Below are 23,743 nucleotides of genomic sequence, written 5' to 3' on the forward strand. Positions count from 1 at the left end.
AAAGAGGAATTGAGCCAACATTAACGGTGGCCTAACCCTCTTCATTGCAGCGCAAAAACGTGCTTCATACTGCGATCCCCAAGCGAAGTTGGGGAGAAACGCGAAGAAGATGAGCCATAACGGCCCTCGTCGCGGGGAAAAGGTCGGGAGACGCAACACCAATGTCGAGCCAGAACTTGGCAGCAAAAAGCGACGTGGCCGATGCTCAGTCGGCGGCGGCAGGTATTAAGAAAGACCTCTACGAGATCGGGGAAATCCCGCCACTCGGGCACGTTCCGAAGAACATGTATGCCTGGACGATCCGCAAGGAGCGTGAGGGTCTGCCCGAAACGGCGATGCAAGTCGAAGTCGTTCCGACGTGGGAACTGGACAGCCACGACGTGCTCGTCCTCGTGATGGCCGCGGGCGTCAATTACAACGGCGTCTGGGCATCGCTCGGCACGCCCGTCTCGATGTTCAGTGTCCACAAGCAGCCGTACCACATCGCGGGTTCGGACGCGTCCGGCATCGTTTGGGCCGTCGGCTCGAAGGTGAAGCGCTGGAAGGTCGGCGATGAAGTCGTTGTTCACTGCAATCAGGACGACGGCGACGACGAGGAGTGCAACGGCGGCGATCCGATGTTCTCGCCCTCGCAGCGCATCTGGGGTTACGAGACGCCGGATGGCTCGTTCGCGCAGTTCTGCCGCGTGCAGGATCGCCAGCTTCTCGAGCGGCCGAAGCATCTGACCTGGGAAGAGAGCGCCTGCTATACCCTGACGCTCGCAACAGCCTACCGGATGCTCTTTGGCCATCGTCCGCACGTGCTCAGGCCCGGGCATAACGTGCTCGTGTGGGGTGCGGCCGGCGGTCTCGGCGCCTTCGCGATCCAGCTCTGCGCGACTTCTGGCGCCAACGCGATCGGCGTCGTTTCAGATGACGACAAGTTCGACTTCGTCAAGCAGCTCGGCGCCAAGGGCGTGATCAATCGCAAGAAGTTCAAGTGCTGGGGTCAGCTGCCGAAGGTGAACTCGCCTGAGTATCACGAGTGGCTGAAGGAGATGCGCAAGTTCGGCCAGGCGATCTGGGAGATCACCGGCAAGGGCGTCAACGTCGACTGCGTCTTCGAACACCCGGGTGAGACGACCATTCCGGTTTCCGTGCAGGTCGTGAAGCGCGGGGGCATGGTCGTCATTTGCGCCGGCACGACCGGCTATAACCTGACGATGGACGCGCGTTATCTCTGGATGCACCAGAAGCGCGTGCAGGGTTCGCACTTTGCAAACCTTGCACAGGCGTCGCAGGCCAACAAGCTGGTCGTCGAGCGCCGCATCGATCCGTGCATGTCGGAAGTGTTCTCGTGGGAGCAGATCCCGAAGGCGCACATGCGGATGTATCGTAACGAGCACAAGCCCGGCAACATGGCCGTGCTGGTATCGGCTCCGACGACCGGCTTGCGGACGTTGGAAGACGTCATCGAAGCTGGGCCGAAGCCGCAATAAATCGTTTCGTCCTCCTTCGCCGGCCAAAGGCGAAGGAGGACGACGTTGCTTCTGCTTCCCAATAAAATTCCTGTCGTTCGAGGCCGCGCGACTTACGTGCCGCTCATCGTGCTGAGGCGAAGCGCCTCGCGCTCTGCCGCCTCGCGGCGCATTCGTTTCATTTCGGAGATGCCGCGATTGAATTCGGCGCCGAGAAGAATGGTTATCGCGGTGAACTGGAAGAAGATCAGCGCGATCATCAGCTGTGAAAGACCGGCGTAAAACAGCGAATAATTGCTAATTTTGATGTAGTACGACCAGAGCCCGGCGAGCGCGAGCCAGAGAGCGATCGTCAGGAATATGCCCGGCAATACGTCCATGACGCGCCGCTTGCCTGCCACCAACCACAAATGGAGCGCAAGCAGCTGCGCTGCCATCACGGCGCCAGCGACGCAATAGCGAATCCCGGGCCCGAAGCTGATCGAGTCGATGAGCGTTCGCACCCATCCGGCGGAAAAGTCTTCAACGATGGCTGGTCCGAAGATGCCCGGACCCACAACGATAAACCAGGTGATCACGAGCGTCGATATCGCGTTGACGAATACGAAGAGCATGCTGATCAGCAGGCAAAGCGCGTAGGGGCGCTTCTCGCGGACGCGGTAGGCGCCATTCAAAGCCGTGCGCAATGTTTCGACCGCGCTCGTCGCGAAGAAGAGAGCCAGAAATGCCGACGCCGTCAGAAGGTCGATCCGCTGCGATCCCATGACCGCTTCGATCTGCGGGGCGATGCCTTTGGCGACCGGCTCCGGCAGGATGGCGAACAATTGACTTATGGCGTCCTGGGCGAGTTCGCGGCCTCCAAATATACCGGAGAGGGCGCCGAGGAAGATGCAGAACGGGAAGATTGAAACGACGAACGAAAACGCGATCGCGCCAGCCATCGCGAAGCCCGAATGCTCGTAGACCCGATAGAGAGCTTCGAACAATCTTCGCATGCGCTTCATGAGTGATCTTCTCTCCCCAGGCTTTTCACGCTTTTTATATTTGGTGGCGCGGAACCTAGTGTTTCGCCGCTCCGGGGTCCACTAGGGACCTCACCGCTCTCCCCAAGGGTGGCAATTTGCACGCAGGTTCATGGTCATTCGTTAGATCTAGTAAACGGCCGGAACTTTGTTGAGTTCGCTATCGTTCCGGCGGCTGCCGTGGGCGATATTTGCGCAAATAGGTCGCGGAGCATTTGTTGCGGTCCGGGAATAGTTGACTAATCCTTCCCGACCGGCGAATTGGTCGCGGAGCACCGCAAGGGTAGGCAAAATACTTTGTTCCTTGCCTTGGTCTCATGCCTTGGCATTCCTCAGGAGAATCGCATGTCCGTCACGCCGATGAAGGCTGGAGCTAGCATCCTTGCTGGAGGAGCCGCGAAGCTCATCGAGCGGTGTGGGGAGGCCGTCGGCGGCGCGGATAAGATCCTGCAGGCCGCCAAGGCCGGGGTCCGGATCAAGATTCAGGAAGCGGGCGGCATCGACGAAGCGCAGCACGCGGCGCACGGGCTCGCCTGGCTGGCGACGACCGTCGAGGGTCTTCGCCAGATGCACGACTGGGCAGCCCGCCTCGAAGGGGAAGGGCGCTTCGGCGAGTTCGAGCAGCTGTTGCTCTTCGCAGCCTTCGGCGAATACGCCGCGCAAGTGGCAAGCGGCGTTCCAATGAGCCAGCTCGAAATCACACGGCCGGAGGCGCTGGGCGTGCCGAAAGCCGAACTTCGCCGTTACGAGGATTCCGTTGCCGATCTCATTGCCGAGGGCGGTTCGGAAACGGTCAAGGCGCGTCTTGGAGAGCTGATCGCAGCACAACCTGACGCGATGACGTTCGGCGACACGGGTCTCGACGAGACGCACGCGCAGATCCAGGATCTGATGCGCCGTTTCTGCCTCGATGAAGTTTATCCGCATGCCCACGAGTGGCATCTCAAGAACGAATACATTCCGCTCGATGTCATCGCAAAGCTCGCCGAGCTTGGCGTTTTCGGTTTGTCGCTTCCGGAAGACTTCGGCGGCATGGGGCTTGGCAAGGAATCGATGTGCGTCGCGTCGGAAGAGCTGTCGCGCGGCTACATCGGCGTCGGTTCGCTCGGCACGCGCGCAGAAATCGCGGGCGAGCTGATCCTCCACAACGGCACGGCGGAGCAGAAGGCAAAGTTTCTCCCCAAGATCGCCTCGGGCGAGTTGCTGCCGACGGCTGTTTTCACCGAGCCGAATACCGGCTCCGATCTCGCGTCGCTCAAGACGCGCGCGGTGAAGGACGGCGACGTCTACAAGATCACCGGGCAGAAGACGTGGATCACGCATCCGGTCCGCGCCGACGTCATGACGGTTCTGACGCGCACAAATCCCAACGAGCCCGGCTACAAGGGCCTGTCGATGTTCCTCGCCGAGAAGCCGCGCGGGACCGACGCAGATCCGTTCCCGGCCAAAGGCATGACGGGCGGCGAGATCGAAGTTCTCGGCTACCGCGGCATGAAGGAATTCGACATTTCCTTCGACAACTTCGAAGTGCCGGCCGACAGCCTGCTCGGCGGTGTCGAGGGGCAAGGCTTCAAGCAGTTGATGATCACCTTCGAGGGCGCTCGCATCCAGACGGCTGCGCGCGCTGTCGGCGTCGCGCAGTGCGCCATGGACCTCGGTCTCAAGTATGCGCTCGATCGCGTGCAGTTCGGCAAGCCGATCTATTCGTTCCCGCGCGTCCGCAACAAGGTCGTCATGATGGCCGTCGAGACGATGGTCGCCCGGCAGCTCACGTATTTCTCGGCGCGGCAGAAGGATGCCGGCCGGCGCTGCGATCTCGAAGCGGGCATGGCGAAGCTGCTCGGCGCGCGCGTCGCGTGGGCCAACGCCGACAACGCGCTGCAGATCCACGGCGGCAACGGTTTCGCGCTCGAATACCCGATCAGCCGCGTGCTCTGCGATTCTCGCATCTTGAATATCTTCGAGGGCGCTGCTGAAATTCAGGCGCAGGTGATTGCACGGCGCCTGCTCGAAGGCGCCAACTAGAACCCTTAGAGGGGGGAACGCTCATGCGGTTCATGCAGGCGATCATTGTCAGCGCGCTCGCCTTGGCGATGAGCGGTCCCGTCCTTGCAGAAGACGATGAGGACGGTCCTCTCGCTGCGAGCTGGGTCGCGACCGAACTCAGCGGCAAGCCCGTCGACGGTCTGACGCTCGACTACACAACGGACAAGGTTTCCGGCACCGGCGGGTGCAACCGCTTCAGCGGTCCCATTTCGATCGAGGACGACGCGATCCAGATCGGGCCGCTGGCCGCGACGAAGATGATGTGCGAAGGCAAATCCGAGATCGAGACGCAATATTTCACGGCGCTTGAAGCGGCGCGCTCATTCGTCGTCGAAGGTGATATGCTGACGTTGAAGGCCGACGACGGCCACGTGCTCGTGAAGTTCAAGAAATAGTGCGAGCGGGCGGCTGTCGCCGCAAGACCGGAGCCCCATGGCACGCTCTATTCTCATCACCGGATGCTCTTCCGGCATCGGCCTCGACGCGGCGCGGACGATGCGCGAGCGCGGCTGGCGCGTCATCGCAACGGCCCGCAAATCCGAAGACCTCGCCCGGTTGAAGAATTTCCTCGGCGTCGAAGTTCTGCCGCTCGAGCTCGCGGATTCTCAGTCGATCGCGACGTGCGCCATCAGTGCGCTGGAGATGACGCGCGGCAAGCTCGACGCGCTTTTCAACAACGCGGCGTTCGCGCAGCCGGGGGCAATCGAGGATCTGACCCCGAAGCTGCTGCGTGAGCAATTCGAGGTCAATGTGATCGGCACACACGATCTGACCCGCCGCCTCATCCCGGCGATGCGCAAGAATGGTGCGGGCCGCATCGTCAATTGCTCGTCCGTGCTCGGCCTGGTCGTCGCTCCCTATCGCGGTGCCTACTGCGCATCGAAATTCGCGCTCGAAGCGTTGACGGCGTCGTTGCGGCTTGAGCTCGAAGGTTCGGGAATTTCGGTTTCGCTCATCGAGCCGGGGCCGATACGCTCGCGGTTCGTGGAGCATGCGCTCGCGCGGCTGCTCGCAACCGTCGATATCGAGAATTCGCCCCATCGCGACGTTTACCAGGCGCGTATCGATGCCATGAAGGCGGGCGGAAAGATGACTTTCAAGCTCGAGCCCGAAGCGGTGACCAAACGGCTCATTCACGCCGTCGAAAGTGCGCGGCCGCAGCGGCACTATTACGTGACGACGCCGACGTATCTCGCCGCCGCCATGCGCCGGGTGCTGCCGCAGTTCGCGATCGATTATTTTACGCGGAATTCCTGACGGCCATCGGCGATGTGCCCAGCGAGCTTCGATCGCCAGACGGCGAGCTTCTCGTCGAGCGTTTTCGTGTAGAGCGGGCTCGACGACGGCAGTTCGATCAAGTCAAAATCGCCTGCCGCGACGATGCCGGGCTTCATGACGAAGCGGCGGAATAAATCGCGGGCCTTCTGTCCATTGAAAGCAATCGCCTTAATCGCGGGGTTGGCTGCGAAGTAGTCGGCGAATGCGTTCGCGGTCGGATTGCGGATAGCTGCATCCGCGCTGCCGATGCGCTCCGCGCCTTCGAGAACATCCCAAATCGCCCATCGATTGATTTCCAGGAGCGCGAGGCGGTCCTCATACAGGGGAGGCAAAGGCTTATTGGAAAGGGCGGCGATGAGCGGCCAGAAATGGTTTCTCGGATGTCCATAGTACCGCTGCAGGCGGAGGGATTCTTCACCGGGAAGCGTGCCGAGGATCAGCAAGCGCGCGCCTGCCGGGCTCAGCGGAGGAAAGCTGTATTTGATGATCGGACTGGTTTCGATCGTCGGCGCTTTTCTTCGCTCGGCAGCCATTAGCCGCTCACGCTCGATGGTAGGGATGTCCGGAAAGGATCGTCGCGGCGCGGTAAAGCTGCTCCACGAGAACGACGCGCGCAAGGCCGTGCGGAAGGGTCAGGGAGCCGAGGGAGAGCTTTACGGACGCGGCGGCGAGGGCTCCGTCGCCGTGGCCGTCCGGACCTCCGATCAGGAAGTTGCACGTCTTTGCGCCGCCATCGCGGGTTTCGCGGATGAGGGCTGCGAAGGCTTCGCTGGTGAAAGAGCGTCCCAACGGGTCGAGTGCTATTGTGACGTCGCCCGCGCCGATCTCCCGCAGGAGGCGGGCCGCTTCATCGCGCTTGCGCTCGTCGACGCCGGCGGCGCGGCTTTCGGAGAATTCCCGGATCTCGATGGGGCCTAGGCCGAGCGATTTGCCCGTGCCGTTGAGGCGTTTGGCATAGCGCTCGACGATGGCGCGTTCCTCGGCGTCCTTCAGTTTCCCGATCGCCGAGATCGCGATGCGCATCAATCAACCGCCTCGCGGCCGAAGGTGTTCGGCCGCGTCTGTTTCAGGTCGTGCAATTCCGCGCAATCAGTGTTGCGAGGAGTCGCCGCGCGATGCGTCCGGCGGGATCTCCGCCTGCCACATCTTTTCGAGGTTATAGAATTCGCGCACCTCGGGACGGAAGACGTGGACGATCACGTCGCCCGTGTCGATCAGGACCCAGTCGCAGGCGCCCAAGCCTTCTACTCTGACGCGGGCTTCGCCGCGCGCCTTGAGCTTTTCCCGCAGCTGTTCGGCGATGGCGCCCACGTGCCGGTCATTACGGCCCGACGCGACGACCATGAAATCGCCCAATGCGGATTTGCCTTTGAGGGGGAGGGACACGATCTCCTCTGCCTTTGCGTCGTCAAGCCAACGGACGACATCATCGAGCAGGGCGGCCGAGTCCGGCGCCGGAGCGGCGGACGAGGCGGATGAGGTGCTCTTACGAGCGGCCTCGGTTGTGGTTCGAATCAAGCGGCGAACGTCCTTTGCTGGTTGGTCCCGCATGTCTTTCAGGGTCCGGGTTATCCGGAGCACGGGGGATATTAATCGGCGTCGGGCCCAGCCGCAATTAGAAACCGGGGCCGTCGTAGAAGTGTCATATAGGTCAATGACTTAATTATTCCGTTCGAAGCTCGGCCGGGATTGCCTTACGCAAAGCCGTCGAGGAAAGGCCGGAAAGCCGTATGGTCAGCAGCATCCAGGCGGGCGGATGCCGATCGGCCAGGGTGGCTGCTTCGGATTCCGGCACGCGATAGCGCTCGAGTGCCCGGGCGGCGGGTGAGGATAGGGCGGCGTGGCGCCAGTTCGGCCGGTCGACGATCGCTATCGGCATGATCTCTGCGATGTGGCGCCAGTGCTGCCAACGGTCGAAGTAGGCGAGATTGTCGGCGCCCATGATCCAGACGAAACGCACGGCGGGGTAGCGCCGCTTCAGAAACGATAGTGTCCCGGCGGTGTAGCGGGTGCCGAGTTCGCGCTCGAAGCCCGTAATCTTCATTTTCGGTCCGTGGGCGAATTTGCGGACAAGGCCCATGCGGTCGGCGAGCGGGGAAAGTCCGTTGGGCGATTTCAGGGGGTTGCCCGGCGTTATGAGCCACCAGACCTGATCGAGCTTCAGCCGCTTCATGGCCGCTTCGGCGGCGATGCGGTGACCGTCATGGGGAGGGTTGAACGTACCCCCCATTACGCCAATGCGTTGCCCCGGAAGACAGAAAGGGGTGTTGACGCGAAGGGAGCCGAAGCTTTGCAGCGGTATCTTTCGCGTCAATGGCGACGTGCCTCTCCGCGGTTCATCACTTCGGCCGGATCTGGCCGTTGCCGCGTACTTTGTACTTGAAGCTCGTCAATTGCTCGACGCCGACGGGTCCGCGTGCGTGCATCTTGCCGGTCGCGATACCGATCTCGCCGCCAAAGCCGAATTCACCGCCATCGGCGAACTGGGTCGAGGCGTTGACGAGGACGATGGCCGAGTCCACGCGATCGAGAAAGCGTTCGGCGGTTGCCTCGGCCTCGGTGATGATGGCGTCGGTATGCTGCGAGCCGTAGCGCGCGATGTGGTCGATTGCTTCGTCGACGCCATCGACCATTTTCACGGCGATGATCGGTTCGAGGAATTCCTTACCGTAATCGTCGGCGGATGCCGCTTTGACGCGCGGGTCGGCCTTCTGGGCGACCGCGTCGCCGCGCACTTCGCATCCCTCGTCCAACAGTGCCTTGACCAGGGGGGTCACGAAATCGCTCTTGGCGTTCTTGTCGATGAGCAGGCACTCGGTCGCGCCGCAAACTCCGGTACGGCGCATCTTGGCGTTGACGACGATCGGCAGCGCGATGGTCATGTTCGCGGCTTCGTCGACGTAGGTGTGGCAGATGCCTTCGAGATGCGCGAAGACCGGCACGCGCGCTTCGTCCTGAACGCGTTGCACCAAGCTTTTGCCGCCGCGGGGAACGATCACGTCGATGGCGCCTTCGAGGCCGCGCAGCATCGCGCCCACGGCTTCGCGGTCCGTCGTCGGGACGAGCTGAATGGAGGCTTCGGGAAGGCTGGCAGCGCGAAGTCCTTCGACGAGGCAGGCGTGGATGGCCACGCTCGAATGATGGCTTTCCGAGCCGCCGCGCAGGATCGACGCGTTGCCCGCTTTCAGCGAAAGCGCGCCGGCGTCGGCCGTTACGTTCGGGCGGCTTTCGTAGACGATGCCGATGGTTCCCAGGGGAACGCGAACGCGCTGGAATTTCAAGCCGTTCGGCCGCGTCCACTCGGCCAGCACAGTGCCGACGGGGTCGGGCAGATCGGCGATTTCCTCGAGCGCCTTGGCGATGCCTTCGACGCGCTTTTCATTGAGAAGAAGACGGTCGACGAAAGAGTCGGGACGGCAGGCAGCTTTCGCCGCTTCGATATCCCGGGCGTTGGCTTCGAGAATTTTGGGCGTCGCGCCGCGCAGCGCCTTGGCGGCGGCCTTGAGGGCTTTGTTCTTTTCTTCCGGCGTGGCGATACCGAGGCGGCGGCTTGCTGCCTTCGCGGCTTCTCCGATGCCGCGCATCAACGCGGCCGTATCGTTCTCGATGCGCTCCGGTCTGTTCATCTTCAAGTCCTCGTCAACGCCATATCGTCCCGGTGGATGAGCGTGTCGCGACCCTCGTAACCGAGGATTGCGGCGATCTCACCGGATCGTTTGCCTATGATACGCCGAGCTTCGTCCGCCGCATAGGCGACAAGGCCCCGGCCGAGCTCGCGTCCGTCGGCCGAGCGGATGATGACGGCATCGCCACGGCCGAACGTGCCATCGATCCGGGTTACGCCGGCCGGCAGGAGGCTTTTGCCTGTCAGCAGTGCTTTCTCGGCGCCCGCGTCGAGAAAGATTTGGCCGTTCGGCACCAGTTGGCCCGAGATCCAGCGCTTCTTCGCGGTGACCGGATCGGACTTCGCAATGAACCACGTGACGCGCGCGCCTTCGGAAATGGCGCGCAGCGGATGGTAGATTTTGCCCGTGGTGATGACCATGTGGGTGCCTGCGGCCAGCGCGATCTTGCCGGCCGTAATCTTGGTCTTCATGCCGCCTTTGGACAGCTCCGTTCCGGCGTCGCCAGCCATCGCCTCGATCTCCGGCGTGATCTCGGTGACGAGGGGGATGTGCTCGGCGCTGGAATCGTCGTTCGGGGGCGCGGTATAGAGACCATCGATGTCCGACAGCAGGACGAGGCAATCGGCGGACACCATCGAGGCGACGCGCGCCGACAGCCGATCATTGTCGCCGTAGCGGATTTCCGCCGTCGCGACAGTGTCGTTTTCGTTGACGACGGGAATGGCCTTCAACGCGAGCAGCACTTCGATGGTGTTGCGGGCGTTCAAATAGCGTTGGCGTTCCTCAGTGTCGCCGAGCGTCAGCAGAACCTGAGCCGCCGTCAAGCCGCGGGCGGCGGCGAGTTCCTGATAGGCGTGGGCGAGACTGATCTGGCCGACGGCGGCCGCGGCCTGGCTCTGTTCGAGTTCGAGCACGCCCTTGGGGAGCTTAAGTGCATGGCGTCCGAGGGCGATCGAGCCCGATGAGACGAGGACGATTTCCTTGCCCGCCTTCGCGAGCTGGGCAACGTCGTCCATCAGGGAGTTCAGCCAAGCGGATTTGATGCGCCCCGTTTCGCGATCGGTCAGCAGGGCCGATCCGATCTTGACCACGATGCGCCGAGCGCTCGCCCATTCAGGGCGCGCGGTGTGCGTCGTGGCATCGGAGGCTGACGTGGAGACCATTTCCATCTCGAAAAAAGGCGCCGGGAAAGCGGGCGGGCTGCCTGCTTATGTTCAAATGCAGGCATTCCGGCAAGGGGCGGGCACCGCATACCCGCAATGCCAGGAGAATTTTTACCAATCGCCCGCCCGAAAGGCTAATCCCGCATTACGGGACGAACGACAGGAAGAGAAAGGTGCCGAATATCACGAGGTGAAGGAAGCCGAAGAGCACGTTGGTCCGGCCTGTTCCAAACGTCAGCATGCTCGTCGCCAGCGCCATGACGAGAAGGACGACGTCGTCCATATCGAGGCCGAGAACAAGCGGCTTGTGAATAAAGAGATTCGCTGCCGCGATGGCCGGGATCGTCAGCCCGATGGTTGCCAAGGATGATCCGAGCGCGAGGTTAATACTCTTCTGCAGTTCGTCCCTTCGCGCGGATTTGACGGCGGATATCGATTCCGGAGTCAAAACGATCAACGCGATGATGACGCCGCTGATGCTTGCCGGAGCGTGTGATCTCGACACGCCGAAGTCGATCACAACGGCGAAGAGCTTGGCCAGCAACACGACGGCGGCCAATGCAACACATAACAGGAGCGCTGCGAGTGCGAGCTTGGTTTGTTGGCTTTTGGGCGACGAGGCGCCCTCTTTTTCTTCTATATGGTCGCCGACGAAGTAACCTCTATGCAGGACAGTCTGCGTGTAGAGGAAAACCATATAGAGCGCGATCGTCACGACGCTGATGTAGATCAGCTGGCTTTCCGAATAGAGATTGCCTGGCGCCGTTATGGTGTAATTCGGCAGGATGAGCGTCAACGTCGTCAGAACGATGAGCATGGCGAGATAGATTTTCGCCGACGTCACATCGAACCTCTGCTGGCGGTAGCGAATTCCTCCGACGACGATGCAGAGGCCAACGAGGCCGGTCGTGACAATCATGACGACGGCGAAAACCGTTTCTCGCACGAGCGTCGGCGTCGCCTTGCCGGTCATCATCAAGGCAACGATCAGCGCCAATTCGATCACTGTGACAGCGATGGTCAGGACGAGCGTACCCAGAGGCTCACCCAAGATGTGCGCGACTTCTTCGGCATGATAGACGGCCGCGAACACCGCACCGACGAGCAACGGGACGAGAATTATGGTTTCGACTATGCCGAGCGTGTGAGTTGCGAAGTCGTCGCCATATCCCGTCGCAGTCGCCACAACGAAAAACAGAAGACCCAAAACGGGCATTGCCCAGGTCCATACTGGGAATCTGGCCGAATGGGTCATGCTTTGGTTTTCCTGGATGCTTTATCTGTTGGGGGGGGCGGGCTAGATGTAGTTAATTGTGAGTGAGTTGCGCGCCTCCGGCAAGTGATCCAGTACCATCAGCCGAAATTTACGGCTGCCAGGGGCCGGGCGCTTCGGCGTCGGCGTCTTCTTCTGCCGTGTCTGCACGCGAAATTTCGCGCGTGATCGCGTAAAGCGCTTCCTTCACGCCTTTGCCGGAGACAGCCGAGAGTATCAGCGGCGTTTTGCGTGACGCTTTTTTCAGAATGTCGCGGCGCTCGAGTAATATCGCTTCGTCGACCGCATCGCATTTCGAAAGCGCGACGATCTCTTTCTTTTTCTCGATGCCGTTGCCATACGCCTTGAGCTCGCGGCGGATGGTTTTGTAATCGGCGGCGACATCTTCGGAGGTGACGTCCACCAAGTGCAGAAGAACGCGGCAACGTTCGACGTGGCTGAGAAAGCGGTCGCCGAGACCGGCGCCGTCGTGCGCGCCTTCAATCAGGCCTGGGATGTCGGCCAGAACGAAATCGACGTCGCCCGCGCGTACCACGCCGAGGTTTGGGTGCAGCGTCGTGAACGGGTAGTCTGCGATTTTCGGTTTCGCTGCCGATACGGCCGCAAGGAATGTCGATTTGCCCGCGTTCGGGAGGCCGACGAGCCCGGCATCGGCGATGAGCTTCAGTTTCAGCCAGATCGTCATTTCTTCGGGAGGCTGGCCGGGGTTGGCGTGGCGCGGAGCCTGGTTCGTCGCGCTTTTGAAATAGGCGTTGCCGAAGCCGCCGTTACCGCCTTTTGCAAGGCGCACGCGCTGGCCGGGCGTGGTCATGTCGGCGAGCAGCGTTTCGCCATCCTCGGCAAAAACCTGCGTGCCGGGCGGAACCTTGATGGTGCAGTCCTTGCCGTTCGGTCCCGCACGGTTCTGGCCCATGCCCGGCGTGCCGTTTTCGGCGAAGAAGTGCTGCTGGTAGCGGTAATCGATGAGCGTATTCAGGTTCTGCACGCACTCGACGTAGACGTCGCCGCCCTTGCCGCCGTCACCGCCGTTCGGTCCACCGAACTCGATGAACTTCTCACGCCGGAAGGCGATGCAACCATTGCCGCCCGCTCCGGACCGAATGTAGACTTTTGCCTGATCGAGAAATTTCATGATGCCAAAGCTCTAATGGCCATAGTCCAGGGACGACGGCGCTCGTATGAGAGTGCAGGTAGCTCGCACTGGCGCGCCTCGCACCAACCGGTTGCCGAGCCTGACAGTCTGAAGCCCAGCTTGCGAATGACGCGCGCCGAGGCCCCGTTGTCCGTCAGATGCTTGCATACGAAGCGGCGCACGCCTGCCTTAGCGAAACCGTAGGCCATGACCGCGCGAGCGGCTTCCGTTGCGTAGCCTTGACCCCAATAGGCCTTGCCGAGCCAATAGCCAAGCTCTGCGTCGCCATTGGCTTCGGCTGTGAAGCCGCAGATGCCGATCAATTCGCCGTCCAGTTCGATGCCGAACACTTCTTCGCGCTCGGCGAGGCCGTTAACCCACTCGAGAGCGGCGTCTTCGCTGTAGGGATAGGGAATGCGGCCGGTCATGCTTGCAACGTCCCAGTCGCCGGCGAGCACGGCGATGCGGGCGGCATCACCGTCAACGACGGCCCTGAGACGGAGGCGTGCGGTTTTCATAGCCTCGGCTAATGAATGAAATTCAGATCACGATATGAGCGCGAGCCCAAAAAGGCAAAAGGGGACGGCAAAGCCATCCCCATGGTCGTTGATTTTCTGTGCAGTTGGCGGCTCCGCTTGCGCGAAGCCGGCCGCCAAGAGCGGCGCCCGGTGCAGCGCCAAGTGCAGTCAGTATTACTCCGCCGCGATCGGCTTGGCGGGTTTGACCGAGATATAGATGCGGCCGTTTCGCTTGGTCGCGAATTCGACCGTGCCTTCTTCGACGGCGAAGATGGTGTGGTCGGTTCCCATGCCGACGCCTGCGCCCGGATGCCACTGCGTTCCGCGCTGACGGCAAAGGATGTTGCCGGGAATGACGTACTCGCCACCGTAGCGTTTGATGCCGAGGCGTTTGCTTTCGGAATCGCGGCCGTTACGTGTCGAACCGCCTGCTTTCTTTTGTGCCATTTCAAAGTCCTCGAATGGAGCGGCGGCTCGTTACGCGCCTGTGATGTCGGTGATACGCACGACAGAAAGGTCCTGACGATGGCCCTTCTTCCGGCGAGAGTTCTTGCGGCGGCGCTTCTTGAAAGCGATCAGCTTCGGTCCGCGAGATTGCTTCACAAGCTCGGCGATGACCTTGGCACCCGATACGACCGGTGCGCCGATCGTTACGTCTGCGCCCGAGCCGACCATCAGCACCTGGTCGAACTCGACCTTGGCACCGGCGTCACCCGATACGCGCTCGATCGTAACGACATCGTCCTTGGAAACGCGGTATTGCTTGCCGCCTGTCTTGATGACAGCGTACATGGCTTCGTCCTTTCGGCCTTATAGGCCTGTTGCCGCGCCCTATGGCGCCACCGTAAAACGGTGGACTTTCAAGGGAATGCTAGTCAGAGCTAGCGGGAGCCTCGGGCAGCGCATTCAACGCGGGCAATTTGCCTGCCCACGGTAGGGGCGGTTTATTGTCGATGTGAGGCTGATTGTCAATTGCCATGCGGCGTTTCGGCCATGCGCTCAACGAACGGAAATGCCGTCGCAATTCGTAAAGAGCATACACATTTCATGGTCAATTTGTCGGCAACCCGAGGGTAAGACAGGACGGTTATGGCAGTTCCAGCCAGGGCTTCCGGAACGCTAGTTGAACTGGCTGCGCTACCGCAGATTCCGGTCATTGAAACCGGGCCGGATTTTCCGCTTGCGACGCTTCGCGCGTCTCCGGGTAAGACGCACGCTCTCCTCGACATTGCCACGCGGCGGTATCCACGGCGGCTTCTCGCCGGCCTCGACCGGGTTTCCCGGGCATGGCTCGTGCGCTGGAACAACAAGCATCTCGGAGAGATCGACGCGATCGCGAGGCTGCTCGGGCGGCCGGGCGCATATTTCTTTTCGATCAATTACGAGTGGGCGTGCACCTGTCGCGCGGCGCCATCGCCGGATCGTGGCTCAGCGCGGCTTATTCGGGTGCTGGACTGGAAAACGCCCGGACTTGGCAGCAATCTCGTTTGCGCCAAGGTTACGGGTGCTCCGGGCGGGCCGTTCGCCGTCGTGACGTGGCCGGGCTATACGGGGGTTCTACAAGTCATGGCGCCCGGCCGCTTTTCGGCCGCTCTCAATCAAGCCCCGATGCGCGATCCGACGGGACTTTTCTATTTGGATTGGGCTGCAAACCGCCGCCGCGTTTGGAAAATGCCGCATCCGACGCCCGCGCATCTTTTGCGGAAGGTTGCGGAGGAGGCCCGGGATTTCGGCGACGCGCGCCGGATGCTGAGCGAGCAGCCGATCTCGACGCCGGCGATTTTCACGCTTGCCGGTATCGCGCCGGACGACACAGTCGTCATCGAGCGCACCGAGGACGCGGCGCGCGTGAGAGATGAAGACGCGGTGGCCGCCAATCACTGGCATACGCCGGGCTGGCGGGGCACGTCGCGCGGCGAAGGCAGTTGCGAGCGGGCAGGCCTCATGCGCCAAACCGAAACTTCGTTCGATACTGAGTTCGAATGGCTCGTTCCTCCGGTGCTGAACGAGAAGACGCGTCTCGCGATGGTTGCTGATGCCAAGGCGGGGCGTTTGTTGGCGCGTGGATACGAGGCGACCGGCCCTGCGACCCAGACGCTCAACTTCATTTGGGATGCGGCTCTCTGAGCCGCTTGCGCAGAGGGAAAAGCGAAGCTACAAGCCCACTTCGCCGTTTGGCGCCGCGGCTTCCGGAGAGGTGGCAGAGTGGTCGATCGCGCCGCACTCGAAATGCGGAGTACTCGCAAGGGTACCGGGGGTTCGAATCCCTCCCTCTCCGCCAGTTAACCATTTAAGTCATTGAAATCATTGTATTATTTTCGCCCCGTACACGGTTCGGGCATAAGATGCGACCGCGCTTAAAATCTTTTTTGAGCCCGATCCACTAACGATTTGAGCCACTTGGGTTCTCGCGCCCGCGCAAACTCCGCAATTCCGCGATTTCTGCTATCGCATCTTATGCCCGGAAAGTTGTGGAAAACGCACTGGCGGACATATCCGCCGCCTAACTCTCGTCCGCCGTTGTCCGTGAGCATTCGCGTGATGGAAGCATTCGACGGATTAATCCGTTGACTGATTATTTTTCTGCGGCTAGGGCGGATTCGCACTAGCGAAGGAAATGAAGATGCAACGTGAGGAAGGATTTTATTGGGTGAAGTGCAACGAGCACTTCGAGGTTGCCGCGTGGTTTGACGGTGCGTGGTCCCTTTCCGCGACTGCGGTAACGCTTTCCGACTCGCAGATGAGATGGATCGGCGAACGGATTCCTGAGCCGATGGGAGAGGCGGCGTGAGCGGCGGATTTTGCCCGCACGATTGGCACGGCACAACCGAAGCCGATCTTCAGCAGGAGTCGTGGGGCGAGGACTACGATTTTTGGTCTGACGTTGCCGCAACGACCAGCCGCCACGTACACAAGCGCCAATGCACCATCCATGATGCTGCCATCGGCCAAGCGAAGCGCGAGGGGCTGACGTTCCACCTGCTACCGGACGCCGAGCAGTATGCTCGGTTAGAAAGAGCGGAAAGAAGCCACCATTAACGATCGCGCCCGCGCTTATTTGGGAGACGCGGCGTGGGCGCGATTTCAAAGCGAGCCCGCCTTGTGAGATACCAGAACTACGCTGAAGGCAGCAGTGCCGCCGCACGTGCTTTCGCGACCAAATAGGATACGAACGCGGCGCACGCGCCGATCATGAAGAGCGCGTCGGCTTCGTCCACGTCCGACGCGCTCTTTTCGAGCAGGGCGTGCCTGATACCCTTTTCGTCCGAAGTGAAGCCGTAGATATTCTGGAATCCTGTCTTCAGGGCCGGATGTATTGTCTTTTTCTTCTCGATCAGCTTCAGGGCGTCGCCCAGCGTCGTCGCTTTTGGTTCGATGAGAACGGCAACAGACTCGACTGCGTGAATGCTCTCTCGAATACTGGCCGCCCAATCCCCATTGGTGAGATGCTTCGATGCCTCACGAAGATGAGAGCGGGCGCCGTTGTGACCAGCGGATGACAGGTCACTGAACGCCTTCTTTACGGTTTCAACCTCTTCGTCAGTTCCAACAAAACTAATCATGCCATCGATAACGCGATAGGCTGAACGGCAGTGCGTAAGGATTTTGTCGATCTCGTTGGCGCGAACGGGAGGGCGCTGAAAATTTGTGAGCAGCCAATCGAAGAATCCTAGAACCTCTCCGCAATCGCCGTGGAAGCAGAGATGCTTGAGTTTCGCAATCTGTACGTATGCGGTCGCATCAAATTCATCGACAGCCAGATGATCGCGGTGCACATGCTTTTCACGCAAAATGCCGTTCCAAGGCGAATCCAAATTGCCGTATGTGGTGCGCTCCAGTCTTGGGTACAGATAGGCCCACAGGAGCGAACGCAATTGATCAGAAAGCACGCCGCGCGCAAACTGGCTCGGCAGTGGGGCGAAGCCTTCGCGTTGTTCGAATGTCAAGTTATTGCCGTCCTGAGCGCCGTCGTTCACTGTCATTCCATGGTCGCCGTCGCTGATACCGGATTTTCAAATGAAGTATGCATAAGGCCAACGCAATGTCCCGCGCGCTTCATCCACAGCGTTCGCTCGCCAATCTCAGGCATAAGGCAGGCATAAGATCGGCTTTTGCTTGCGGACCTTGGAAATTAGAACATTCACGGCGGCGCGCCAGCCGCCGCGCGAAAGCGCCTGTAAGTCATTAATTTATCAGACGGAAACGGACGTCAACGGACGGTGACGGATGAGTGTGTATCGGTCTCCCTCTCCGACAAACAATCAATAAAATCAATGTGTTACTAGATAATTTTAATCCTACCGGCCATCCTACGCTCCAATATCGGCTGCGCTTGGCGGCGACGGCGTGAGCACGAAGGCGACAGCGCAACCCGACAAGGGCCGAACGGTGCTGGATCTCGAGGCGCGACCATCATTCGCCCGTGATGGTGGGACTGACACGGTCACTTGACCTTCGACAGCAGACACTTGTTGGCGACGCCGGATGGAAGAGCCAGCCAGTCACAAGCATGGCGAGGAGAGCCTAACGAAGTAACCGTCAATGTTCGCCAATGCCGCTCTGTCGCAAATAATGGCGTCCGGCTTTCGTATCTTCAGCGAGCTCGACAAGTTGCTCCATGGCATACCGGTCGTTCGTCAGTCGGAAAAAGCTCGACGCATCGAGCTGGCCTTCGACGTAGGCATTGACGGCCCCTTGCTTCAATCGCATCCCCGTGTCCCAGTTCTTCCACCAGGCCAAGGGCGGCAAATAGCTTTCGAGAAGTTCGCGCGCGCGCGTGGTCAGCGTTCGCCCCTGTATCCCTCGGTAGAGGGTTGCGAACGTCGACTCCAGCAATGGCTCGCAACCTTGCTTGGGCCGAATGCAGGCCATGACGAACAAGTACGCGTAGAGTGAACTCTTTTCCCCTCCGCACAGATCGTCGGTTGAACGGGTTAAGGCCCTCGCCCAATGGGATATGGGGAGGCGCAGACCGAGCGTCGTGCTGTAGTCGAAAAGACGGCCCCATGCCGCCAACTCCGATAAAGTCGAAACCTGATCGATCGCAGTTGATGGATCAATCGCAGCCGCAATCCGGCGCCCAGCGTCCAACCAAGCCGAATCCATGAAATCATGCCCGCCTCGGGCAGCTGCTGAAAGGTTCGTGGTTAATCGCCTCAGGACGGCGTCCGGCGACTTCCGCGCCATCGTTTGTGCGACTTCGACATCGTCGATGCCGAACAACCGATCGACCAAGCGATGTGCCAAGTCACCGCCATCCGGCACCCATTGCAGCACATCACGGATCAATGCCGGCTCGAGGGAGACGATTGAGCCGTCATCGAGCAACGAAGGTGCTTCAGAAACCGCAACCCGAAGGACATCTGGATAGCCGCCAGCCCGAGACAGCACCGAGCCGGCAGTCGCGGCGCGCCCGAGGCGCCGAGCGAGCTGATCGCCGAACTTCTCTTTCTGATGGAGCAGCTCTGACGTCACCCCGAGCAACCTGTCGGAGTGAGCCGGCCAGTCGGCGCCCAGGGGCTCGAGCAAGTCATCGTCAGATTGCTTTGCCTCATAGAACCAAAGGCAATAGCCAACGATAAGCGTGAAGATGAATCCGATCGCCCAGCTTACCGTGATAAGGTCTGTGCTGAGCTGGACGTCGGTGAAACCGAAACAATACTTCGCGAATCTGTTGCGCAAGAATTCATGACACTCACGAAGGGCTGGCCGCTAGTCTCAATTCCGTCCGCCGAGAGGAATTTGCAATCGCTCTACCTCGTGGCGGGCTTGAGGAAGCGCCCGTGTTTGCCGAGCATTTCCGTGGCCAAAAAGGCGACTTGCGTTCGATTGTTTACATCCAGTTTTTTCATGATGTTGTGAATATGAACCTTTACGGTGCTCTCGCTCATGTCGAGTTCGTAAGCGATGAGTTTGTTCGTTTTCCCTCTTCGCAAAGATTCGATGACTGCGATTTGGCGGTCAGTAAACAGATCTGCGCTGGAATATCGCAAATCGCTCCTTGAGTTTTCCATCTTGTGCTGTGCCGAGATAAGACTTCCGGCTGGCACGAAGGTGCCTCCGGCTCTTACTAGGCGAATAGCCTCGATTGCCAAATCCAAAGACATCTGAGCAGGGAAATACCCGCGAGCGCCTTGCTCGATCGTGTCGACAATATAGCCGCTGTCTTCTTCATCAGAAATGAGAATGACGGGCGGCGGAATTGAAAGAGAAAAAATAAAGCCTATGCTGTCTTTCAATCGATGCTCCTGTCTCCCATCGCCGAGGCACAATAGGACAATTGAGGTTTTGTCCAAATCGCAGTGATCAATCCAGTCTTTGACTTGTGGAAAGCCAGAAACTTCAAGGCCGGATGCAGCGGCAATGGATCGCGTTATACAATCACGAAAGAAAGTTCTCCATTCGATCACCGCGATCGCCGGCTTGTGAAGATAACTCGACACGGTTCCAATTCCTTTATTCAGCTCAGCATTCCTTGCTGTCGATCGCCGCACAGCCATTCGGGGGGCGCAGCGCGTGCGCGTGTAGACATCGCTACGGCTTGCGGACGTTGACGTGCTTTATTCTTGTGCTCTGATTTTTTTCGAACGCACTGATGCAAGTTAGGGCCTACGCGATTTGGCTCAAAAAGGGGGCCTCGCACTAATTTCAGTTAGCATGTGTGGGCACCCAAATGGCGCAGCCAGCCTTGGCCAATTGGTAGACAAAATTTCCGAGCCTCAAGCTTATGGCCACTCGGTCGGCGAAATGGCTATGTTTCTGACTAAAGTAGAAGTGATAATGGCTATTTTCGTTCTGGATTCCACTTTTTGACAGATATCAATTGGTCCCCAATTCAATGACCATCGACTTGTCGCGCCAGAATTGGTGCGGCCCCTGTCGCGGTTTAGCGGCCGCGCGCTGTGTAGTCGTCCGTGGTGCAGCCTTCGTTTGGCTGCCTCCTTTGGATCTAGAATGATCCGAGGAATCGATATTTCTCCGGACGCATATTGGGTCTATCGGCGTTACCGCTTCGAAGGTCCGATCCTCGAAGCGCAACCGCCAAATTGGATGTCGCCGCGGAACGTGAATCTCCGCTGACGCGATTGCGAAACATCAACCGTAAAGGCGTATCGAAATGAATAGCGCATTTTTCAATGTATCTGGTATCGACCCCCACGATGGCGCAACGCTCGTTTTCGTTTGGTGTCGCAATGAAGGCGCTCCCGCTCATAGGAACGTACTTTTGGGGTCTGGACATGTGGTGGGGGCTGTTGGATGCGGGCGTCCCCCAGGTGTCGCAGTGGGACAATTCAGTGTCACGTTTCTGCTGCCGCAGGGATGTTCGCCCAACGATATCATCGTAACGAGTAACGCGGAGGACAGCGAGTATTTGCGCGATGTGACCGTAACGCCTTGTTCCAGGGTCTCTAGTATTTCGGCAGCAAATGATCTCAACGATGTGCGCCGGTATTCGCGTCCCATCGGCACTCAAGCTTCTTACAATCGCGCCAATTCTGATGGCTTGAAAGTGGAGGCGAAGTCATGAGTGGTCAAATGATTACCGTTCAAGGCAGAGACGTTAGCGGCACTACAGAATATATTTATTATAATAATGATGGTGTTTACACGCTTCTGGGCAGCGCTTCGAATACGAATGCTGCAGACACAGCACAAACCGGCGCGAGTGTTCAGCTCGCCTCATATACCGACTTGGTATATTTGCCTGACGGGTTAGTTCCAGCGAATATCGTCGTCTATAATCAGGCGGGCACGATTCAAACGCTCGGGACTGATCCGACAATAAACGGCGACTATACAATTCAACAAGACACGCTGACGGGCTCCACGGGAGCTACGGGCGCGACGGGCGCGACGGGAGCCACGGGAGCTACAGGTGCGACCGGAGCCTCGGGTGCCACCGGTGGTACCGGCGCCACGGGCGCAACTGGTGCGACCGGCGTAGGAACGACTGGTGCTACCGGTGCGACGGGAGCGACCGGAGCCGCGGGTGCTACCGGTGATACCGGCGCCACGGGTGCAACTGGTGCGACAGGCGTAGGAACGACTGGTGCCACCGGCGCCACGGGTGCAACCGGTGCGACGGGCGTTGGAACGACAGGTGCTACAGGCGCGACTGGAGCCACCGGAGCTACCGGCGCGAGCGGTGCCTCTGGTGCTACCGGCGATACCGGTGCCACGGGTGCAACCGGTGCGACGGGCGTTGGAACGACAGGTGCTACAGGCGCGACTGGAGCTACCGGTGCGAGCGGTGCCTCTGGTGCTACCGGCGATACCGGTGCCACGGGTGCAACCGGTGCGACGGGCGTTGGAACGACAGGTGCTACAGGCGCGACTGGAGCCACCGGAGCTACCGGTGCGAGCGGTGCCTCTGGTGCTACCGGCGATACCGGTGCCACGGGTGCAACCGGTGCGACGGGCGTTGGAACGACAGGTGCTACAGGCGCGACTGGAGCCACGGGAGCTACCGGTGCGAGCGGTGCCTCTGGTGCAACCGGTGCGACGGGCGTCGGAACGACAGGAGCTACAGGTGCTACAGGCGCGACTGGAGCTACCGGTGCGAGCGGTGCCTCGGGTGCTACCGGCGATACCGGTGCCACTGGTGCAACCGGTGCGACGGGCGTCGGAACGACAGGAGCTACAGGTGCTACAGGCGCGACTGGAGCTACCGGTGCGAGCGGTGCCTCGGGTGCTACCGGCGATACCGGTGCCACTGGTGCAACCGGTGCGACGGGCGTCGGAACGACAGGAGCTACAGGTGCGACCGGAGCTACCGGTGATACCGGCGCCACGGGTGCGACTGGTGCGACAGGCGTAGGAACGACTGGTGATACCGGTGCCACGGGCGCTACCGGTGCTACGGGTGCTACCGGTGCCACGGGTGCTACCGGCGGCACAGGAGCTACCGGTGCCACGGGTGCGACTGGTGCGACAGGCGTAGGAACGACTGGTGCCACAGGTGCCACCGGCGCGACGGGCGCTACCGGTGCCACAGGTGCTACCGGCGGCACAGGAGCTACCGGTGCCACGGGTGCAACCGGCGCGACCGGTGCAACTGGTGCGACTGGTGCCACCGGCGCCACCGGTGCAACCGGAGCGACGGGCGTCGGAACGACAGGCGCAACTGGTGCAACTGGTGCCACAGGTTCGACTGGTGCCACGGGAGCTACCGGTGCCACGGGTGCAACTGGAGCGACGGGCGTCGGAACGACTGGTGCCACAGGTGCCACCGGCGCGACGGGCGCTACCGGTGCCACAGGTGCTACCGGCGGCACGGGAGCTACCGGTGCGACGGGTGCGACTGGTGCCACAGGTGCTACCGGCGGCACGGGAGCTACCGGTGCCACGGGTGCGACGGGTGCCACAGGTTCTACCGGCGGCACGGGAGCTACCGGTGCGACGGGTGCCACAGGTTCTACCGGCGGCACAGGAGCTACCGGTGCCACGGGTGCAACCTGTGCGACTGGTGCGACTGGTGCAACCGGGCACACGGGACCAACCGGGAATACCGGTCCGACAGGCCCATCCGGGCACACGGGACCAACCGGATATACCGGTCCGAAGGGCCCATCCGGGCACACGGGACCAACCGGGTGTACCGGTCCGAAGGGCCCATCCGGGCACACGGGACCAACCGGGTATACCGGTCCGAAGGGCCCATCCGGGCATACAGGACCAACCGGATATACCGGAGCGACAGGTGCCACATGTGCGACCGGTAAAACCGGCAGCACGGAAGGAACCGGGAATACCGGAAATGGTCGCGGTGATGAACACATCTCGTCTGGCTGGGGCAACCAAGGCAATTCCAGCGGCGGCATGAGCTTCATCACAGGTCAAAGCAAGAATGGCTACGGAAGCTCGCAATCAAGGACTGATCAATCAAAGACTGATGGTGAGTCGAAATCTTGCGACGTGGCTCACCAGGGCTGCAAGCCGACTTTGAGTACTGCGCTGTCTCTGACGGATTTGGTTCCACACGGTGCATCTTCGTTGTTCGCACCGAAAACGAACCAGGCGCCGCCGGCATGTGGAGGAAATATCAATCCCACGTGCAGCTCGGGCTCGACCCTGCCGCCTGCATTTGAGAGCCATGCACGCAATCTGACGTTGCCAAAACACTAATGCTTCATCGGGAAGAGATCGGCGTTACGGCCGGTCTCTTTCCTTTTCAATTGCGGGAAGTGGGTCACCGGTTCTCGCAGTGTTGATCAGCTTTTGAGCGTGG

23 protein-coding genes and 1 tRNA gene are annotated in these 23,743 nt (G+C 60.6%); 9 read left to right on the plus strand and 15 right to left on the minus strand.

The window, feature by feature from the left end; genetic code table 11:
• Positions 1-161: 161 nt before the first annotated feature.
• Positions 162-1,478 (plus strand): crotonyl-CoA carboxylase/reductase, encoded by a 1,317-nt coding sequence (gene ccrA, locus AACL53_RS00425; protein WP_339081356.1) that lies wholly within the window; start codon positions 162-164, stop codon positions 1,476-1,478.
• 92 nt (positions 1,479-1,570) lie between these two features.
• Here the strand turns inward: ccrA and AACL53_RS00430 are convergent, their stop codons facing one another.
• The gene (locus AACL53_RS00430) at positions 1,571-2,461 is read right to left on the minus strand and encodes a YihY/virulence factor BrkB family protein (protein WP_339081358.1); all 891 of its coding nucleotides are present in this window, start codon (positions 2,459-2,461) and stop codon (positions 1,571-1,573) included.
• A 363-nt stretch (positions 2,462-2,824) separates the two neighbouring features.
• On the opposite strand from AACL53_RS00430, the gene AACL53_RS00435 reads away from it, so the two are divergent.
• From AACL53_RS00435 to AACL53_RS00445, 3 genes are read left to right on the plus strand one after another with little or no spacing between them, the layout of a single operon-like run.
• Positions 2,825-4,504, plus strand: coding sequence for an acyl-CoA dehydrogenase family protein (locus tag AACL53_RS00435; RefSeq protein WP_339081360.1), 1,680 nt, complete (start codon positions 2,825-2,827; stop codon positions 4,502-4,504).
• Positions 4,505-4,527: 23 nt separating this feature from the next.
• Complete coding sequence (locus tag AACL53_RS00440) at positions 4,528-4,920, plus strand: META domain-containing protein (RefSeq protein WP_339081362.1); 393 nt, start codon at positions 4,528-4,530, stop codon at positions 4,918-4,920.
• Between the two features lie 37 nt (positions 4,921-4,957).
• The gene (locus AACL53_RS00445) at positions 4,958-5,782 is read left to right on the plus strand and encodes an SDR family NAD(P)-dependent oxidoreductase (protein ID WP_339081364.1); all 825 of its coding nucleotides are present in this window, start codon (positions 4,958-4,960) and stop codon (positions 5,780-5,782) included.
• Here AACL53_RS00445 and AACL53_RS00450 read toward each other — a convergent pair.
• The 11 genes from AACL53_RS00450 to rplU all read right to left on the minus strand — a co-directional run bounded on the left by AACL53_RS00450 (position 5,761) and on the right by rplU (position 14,307).
• Positions 5,761-6,336 (minus strand): DNA-deoxyinosine glycosylase, encoded by a 576-nt coding sequence (locus tag AACL53_RS00450; RefSeq protein WP_339081366.1) that lies wholly within the window; start codon positions 6,334-6,336, stop codon positions 5,761-5,763. The genes AACL53_RS00445 and AACL53_RS00450 overlap by 22 nt on opposite strands.
• A gap of 7 nt (positions 6,337-6,343) precedes the next feature.
• Positions 6,344-6,826 (minus strand): 23S rRNA (pseudouridine(1915)-N(3))-methyltransferase RlmH, encoded by a 483-nt coding sequence (gene rlmH, locus AACL53_RS00455; RefSeq protein WP_339081369.1) that lies wholly within the window; start codon positions 6,824-6,826, stop codon positions 6,344-6,346.
• Positions 6,827-6,892: 66 nt separating this feature from the next.
• Positions 6,893-7,354, minus strand: coding sequence for a ribosome silencing factor (rsfS, locus tag AACL53_RS00460; RefSeq protein WP_092862712.1), 462 nt, complete (start codon positions 7,352-7,354; stop codon positions 6,893-6,895).
• A 112-nt stretch (positions 7,355-7,466) separates the two neighbouring features.
• The gene (locus AACL53_RS00465; RefSeq protein ID WP_339086840.1) at positions 7,467-8,099 is read right to left on the minus strand and encodes a nicotinate-nucleotide adenylyltransferase; all 633 of its coding nucleotides are present in this window, start codon (positions 8,097-8,099) and stop codon (positions 7,467-7,469) included.
• A gap of 43 nt (positions 8,100-8,142) precedes the next feature.
• The gene (locus AACL53_RS00470; protein WP_339081375.1) at positions 8,143-9,429 is read right to left on the minus strand and encodes a glutamate-5-semialdehyde dehydrogenase; all 1,287 of its coding nucleotides are present in this window, start codon (positions 9,427-9,429) and stop codon (positions 8,143-8,145) included.
• 2 nt (positions 9,430-9,431) lie between these two features.
• Entirely contained in the window at positions 9,432-10,592 is a 1,161-nt protein-coding gene (proB, locus tag AACL53_RS00475; RefSeq protein WP_339081378.1) for a glutamate 5-kinase, read from the minus strand.
• Between the two features lie 145 nt (positions 10,593-10,737).
• Positions 10,738-11,847, minus strand: coding sequence for a calcium:proton antiporter (locus tag AACL53_RS00480; protein WP_339081380.1), 1,110 nt, complete (start codon positions 11,845-11,847; stop codon positions 10,738-10,740).
• A 109-nt stretch (positions 11,848-11,956) separates the two neighbouring features.
• On the minus strand, positions 11,957-12,997 hold the full coding sequence (gene obgE, locus AACL53_RS00485; RefSeq protein WP_339081382.1) for a GTPase ObgE: 1,041 nt from the start codon (positions 12,995-12,997) through the stop codon (positions 11,957-11,959).
• Positions 12,994-13,515, minus strand: coding sequence for a GNAT family N-acetyltransferase (locus tag AACL53_RS00490; RefSeq protein WP_339081384.1), 522 nt, complete (start codon positions 13,513-13,515; stop codon positions 12,994-12,996). Before AACL53_RS00490 ends, obgE begins: the two co-directional genes overlap by 4 nt.
• A gap of 174 nt (positions 13,516-13,689) precedes the next feature.
• Positions 13,690-13,962 carry a 50S ribosomal protein L27 gene (gene rpmA, locus AACL53_RS00495; RefSeq protein ID WP_045837380.1) on the minus strand — a complete coding sequence of 91 codons (273 nt, stop codon included), beginning with the start codon at positions 13,960-13,962 and terminating at the stop codon, positions 13,690-13,692.
• 30 nt (positions 13,963-13,992) lie between these two features.
• Positions 13,993-14,307: a 50S ribosomal protein L21 gene (rplU, locus tag AACL53_RS00500; RefSeq protein WP_092866026.1), complete on the minus strand. Its 315-nt coding sequence runs from the start codon at positions 14,305-14,307 to the stop codon at positions 13,993-13,995.
• A 297-nt stretch (positions 14,308-14,604) separates the two neighbouring features.
• Here rplU and AACL53_RS00505 point away from each other — a divergent pair, with 297 nt between their 5' ends.
• From AACL53_RS00505 to AACL53_RS00520, 4 genes are all read left to right on the plus strand, one after another.
• Positions 14,605-15,642 carry a hypothetical protein gene (locus AACL53_RS00505; protein ID WP_339081391.1) on the plus strand — a complete coding sequence of 346 codons (1,038 nt, stop codon included), beginning with the start codon at positions 14,605-14,607 and terminating at the stop codon, positions 15,640-15,642.
• A 64-nt stretch (positions 15,643-15,706) separates the two neighbouring features.
• Positions 15,707-15,796: transfer RNA gene (locus AACL53_RS00510), tRNA-Ser, on the plus strand.
• 342 nt (positions 15,797-16,138) lie between these two features.
• Positions 16,139-16,306: a hypothetical protein gene (locus AACL53_RS00515; protein ID WP_339081393.1), complete on the plus strand. Its 168-nt coding sequence runs from the start codon at positions 16,139-16,141 to the stop codon at positions 16,304-16,306.
• Positions 16,303-16,554 carry a hypothetical protein gene (locus tag AACL53_RS00520; RefSeq protein ID WP_339081395.1) on the plus strand — a complete coding sequence of 84 codons (252 nt, stop codon included), beginning with the start codon at positions 16,303-16,305 and terminating at the stop codon, positions 16,552-16,554. The genes AACL53_RS00515 and AACL53_RS00520 overlap by 4 nt, the downstream gene beginning before the upstream one ends.
• A gap of 77 nt (positions 16,555-16,631) precedes the next feature.
• Here the strand turns inward: AACL53_RS00520 and AACL53_RS00525 are convergent, their stop codons facing one another.
• From AACL53_RS00525 to AACL53_RS00535, 3 genes are all read right to left on the minus strand, one after another.
• The gene (locus AACL53_RS00525) at positions 16,632-17,498 is read right to left on the minus strand and encodes a hypothetical protein (protein WP_339081397.1); all 867 of its coding nucleotides are present in this window, start codon (positions 17,496-17,498) and stop codon (positions 16,632-16,634) included.
• 556 nt (positions 17,499-18,054) lie between these two features.
• Positions 18,055-19,197, minus strand: a complete 1,143-nt coding sequence (locus tag AACL53_RS00530; protein ID WP_339081399.1) for a hypothetical protein — start codon at positions 19,195-19,197, stop codon at positions 18,055-18,057.
• 71 nt (positions 19,198-19,268) lie between these two features.
• Positions 19,269-19,958 carry a response regulator transcription factor gene (locus AACL53_RS00535; protein WP_339081401.1) on the minus strand — a complete coding sequence of 230 codons (690 nt, stop codon included), beginning with the start codon at positions 19,956-19,958 and terminating at the stop codon, positions 19,269-19,271.
• 1,081 nt (positions 19,959-21,039) lie between these two features.
• Between AACL53_RS00535 and AACL53_RS00540 the strand changes: the two genes are divergently transcribed.
• On the plus strand, positions 21,040-23,640 hold the full coding sequence (locus tag AACL53_RS00540) for a hypothetical protein (RefSeq protein WP_339081402.1): 2,601 nt from the start codon (positions 21,040-21,042) through the stop codon (positions 23,638-23,640).
• Positions 23,641-23,743 lie beyond the last annotated feature (103 nt).

The sequence above is a fragment of the Hyphomicrobium sp. ghe19 genome, from assembly GCF_902712875.1.
Taxonomy (GTDB): domain Bacteria; phylum Pseudomonadota; class Alphaproteobacteria; order Rhizobiales; family Hyphomicrobiaceae; genus Hyphomicrobium_B.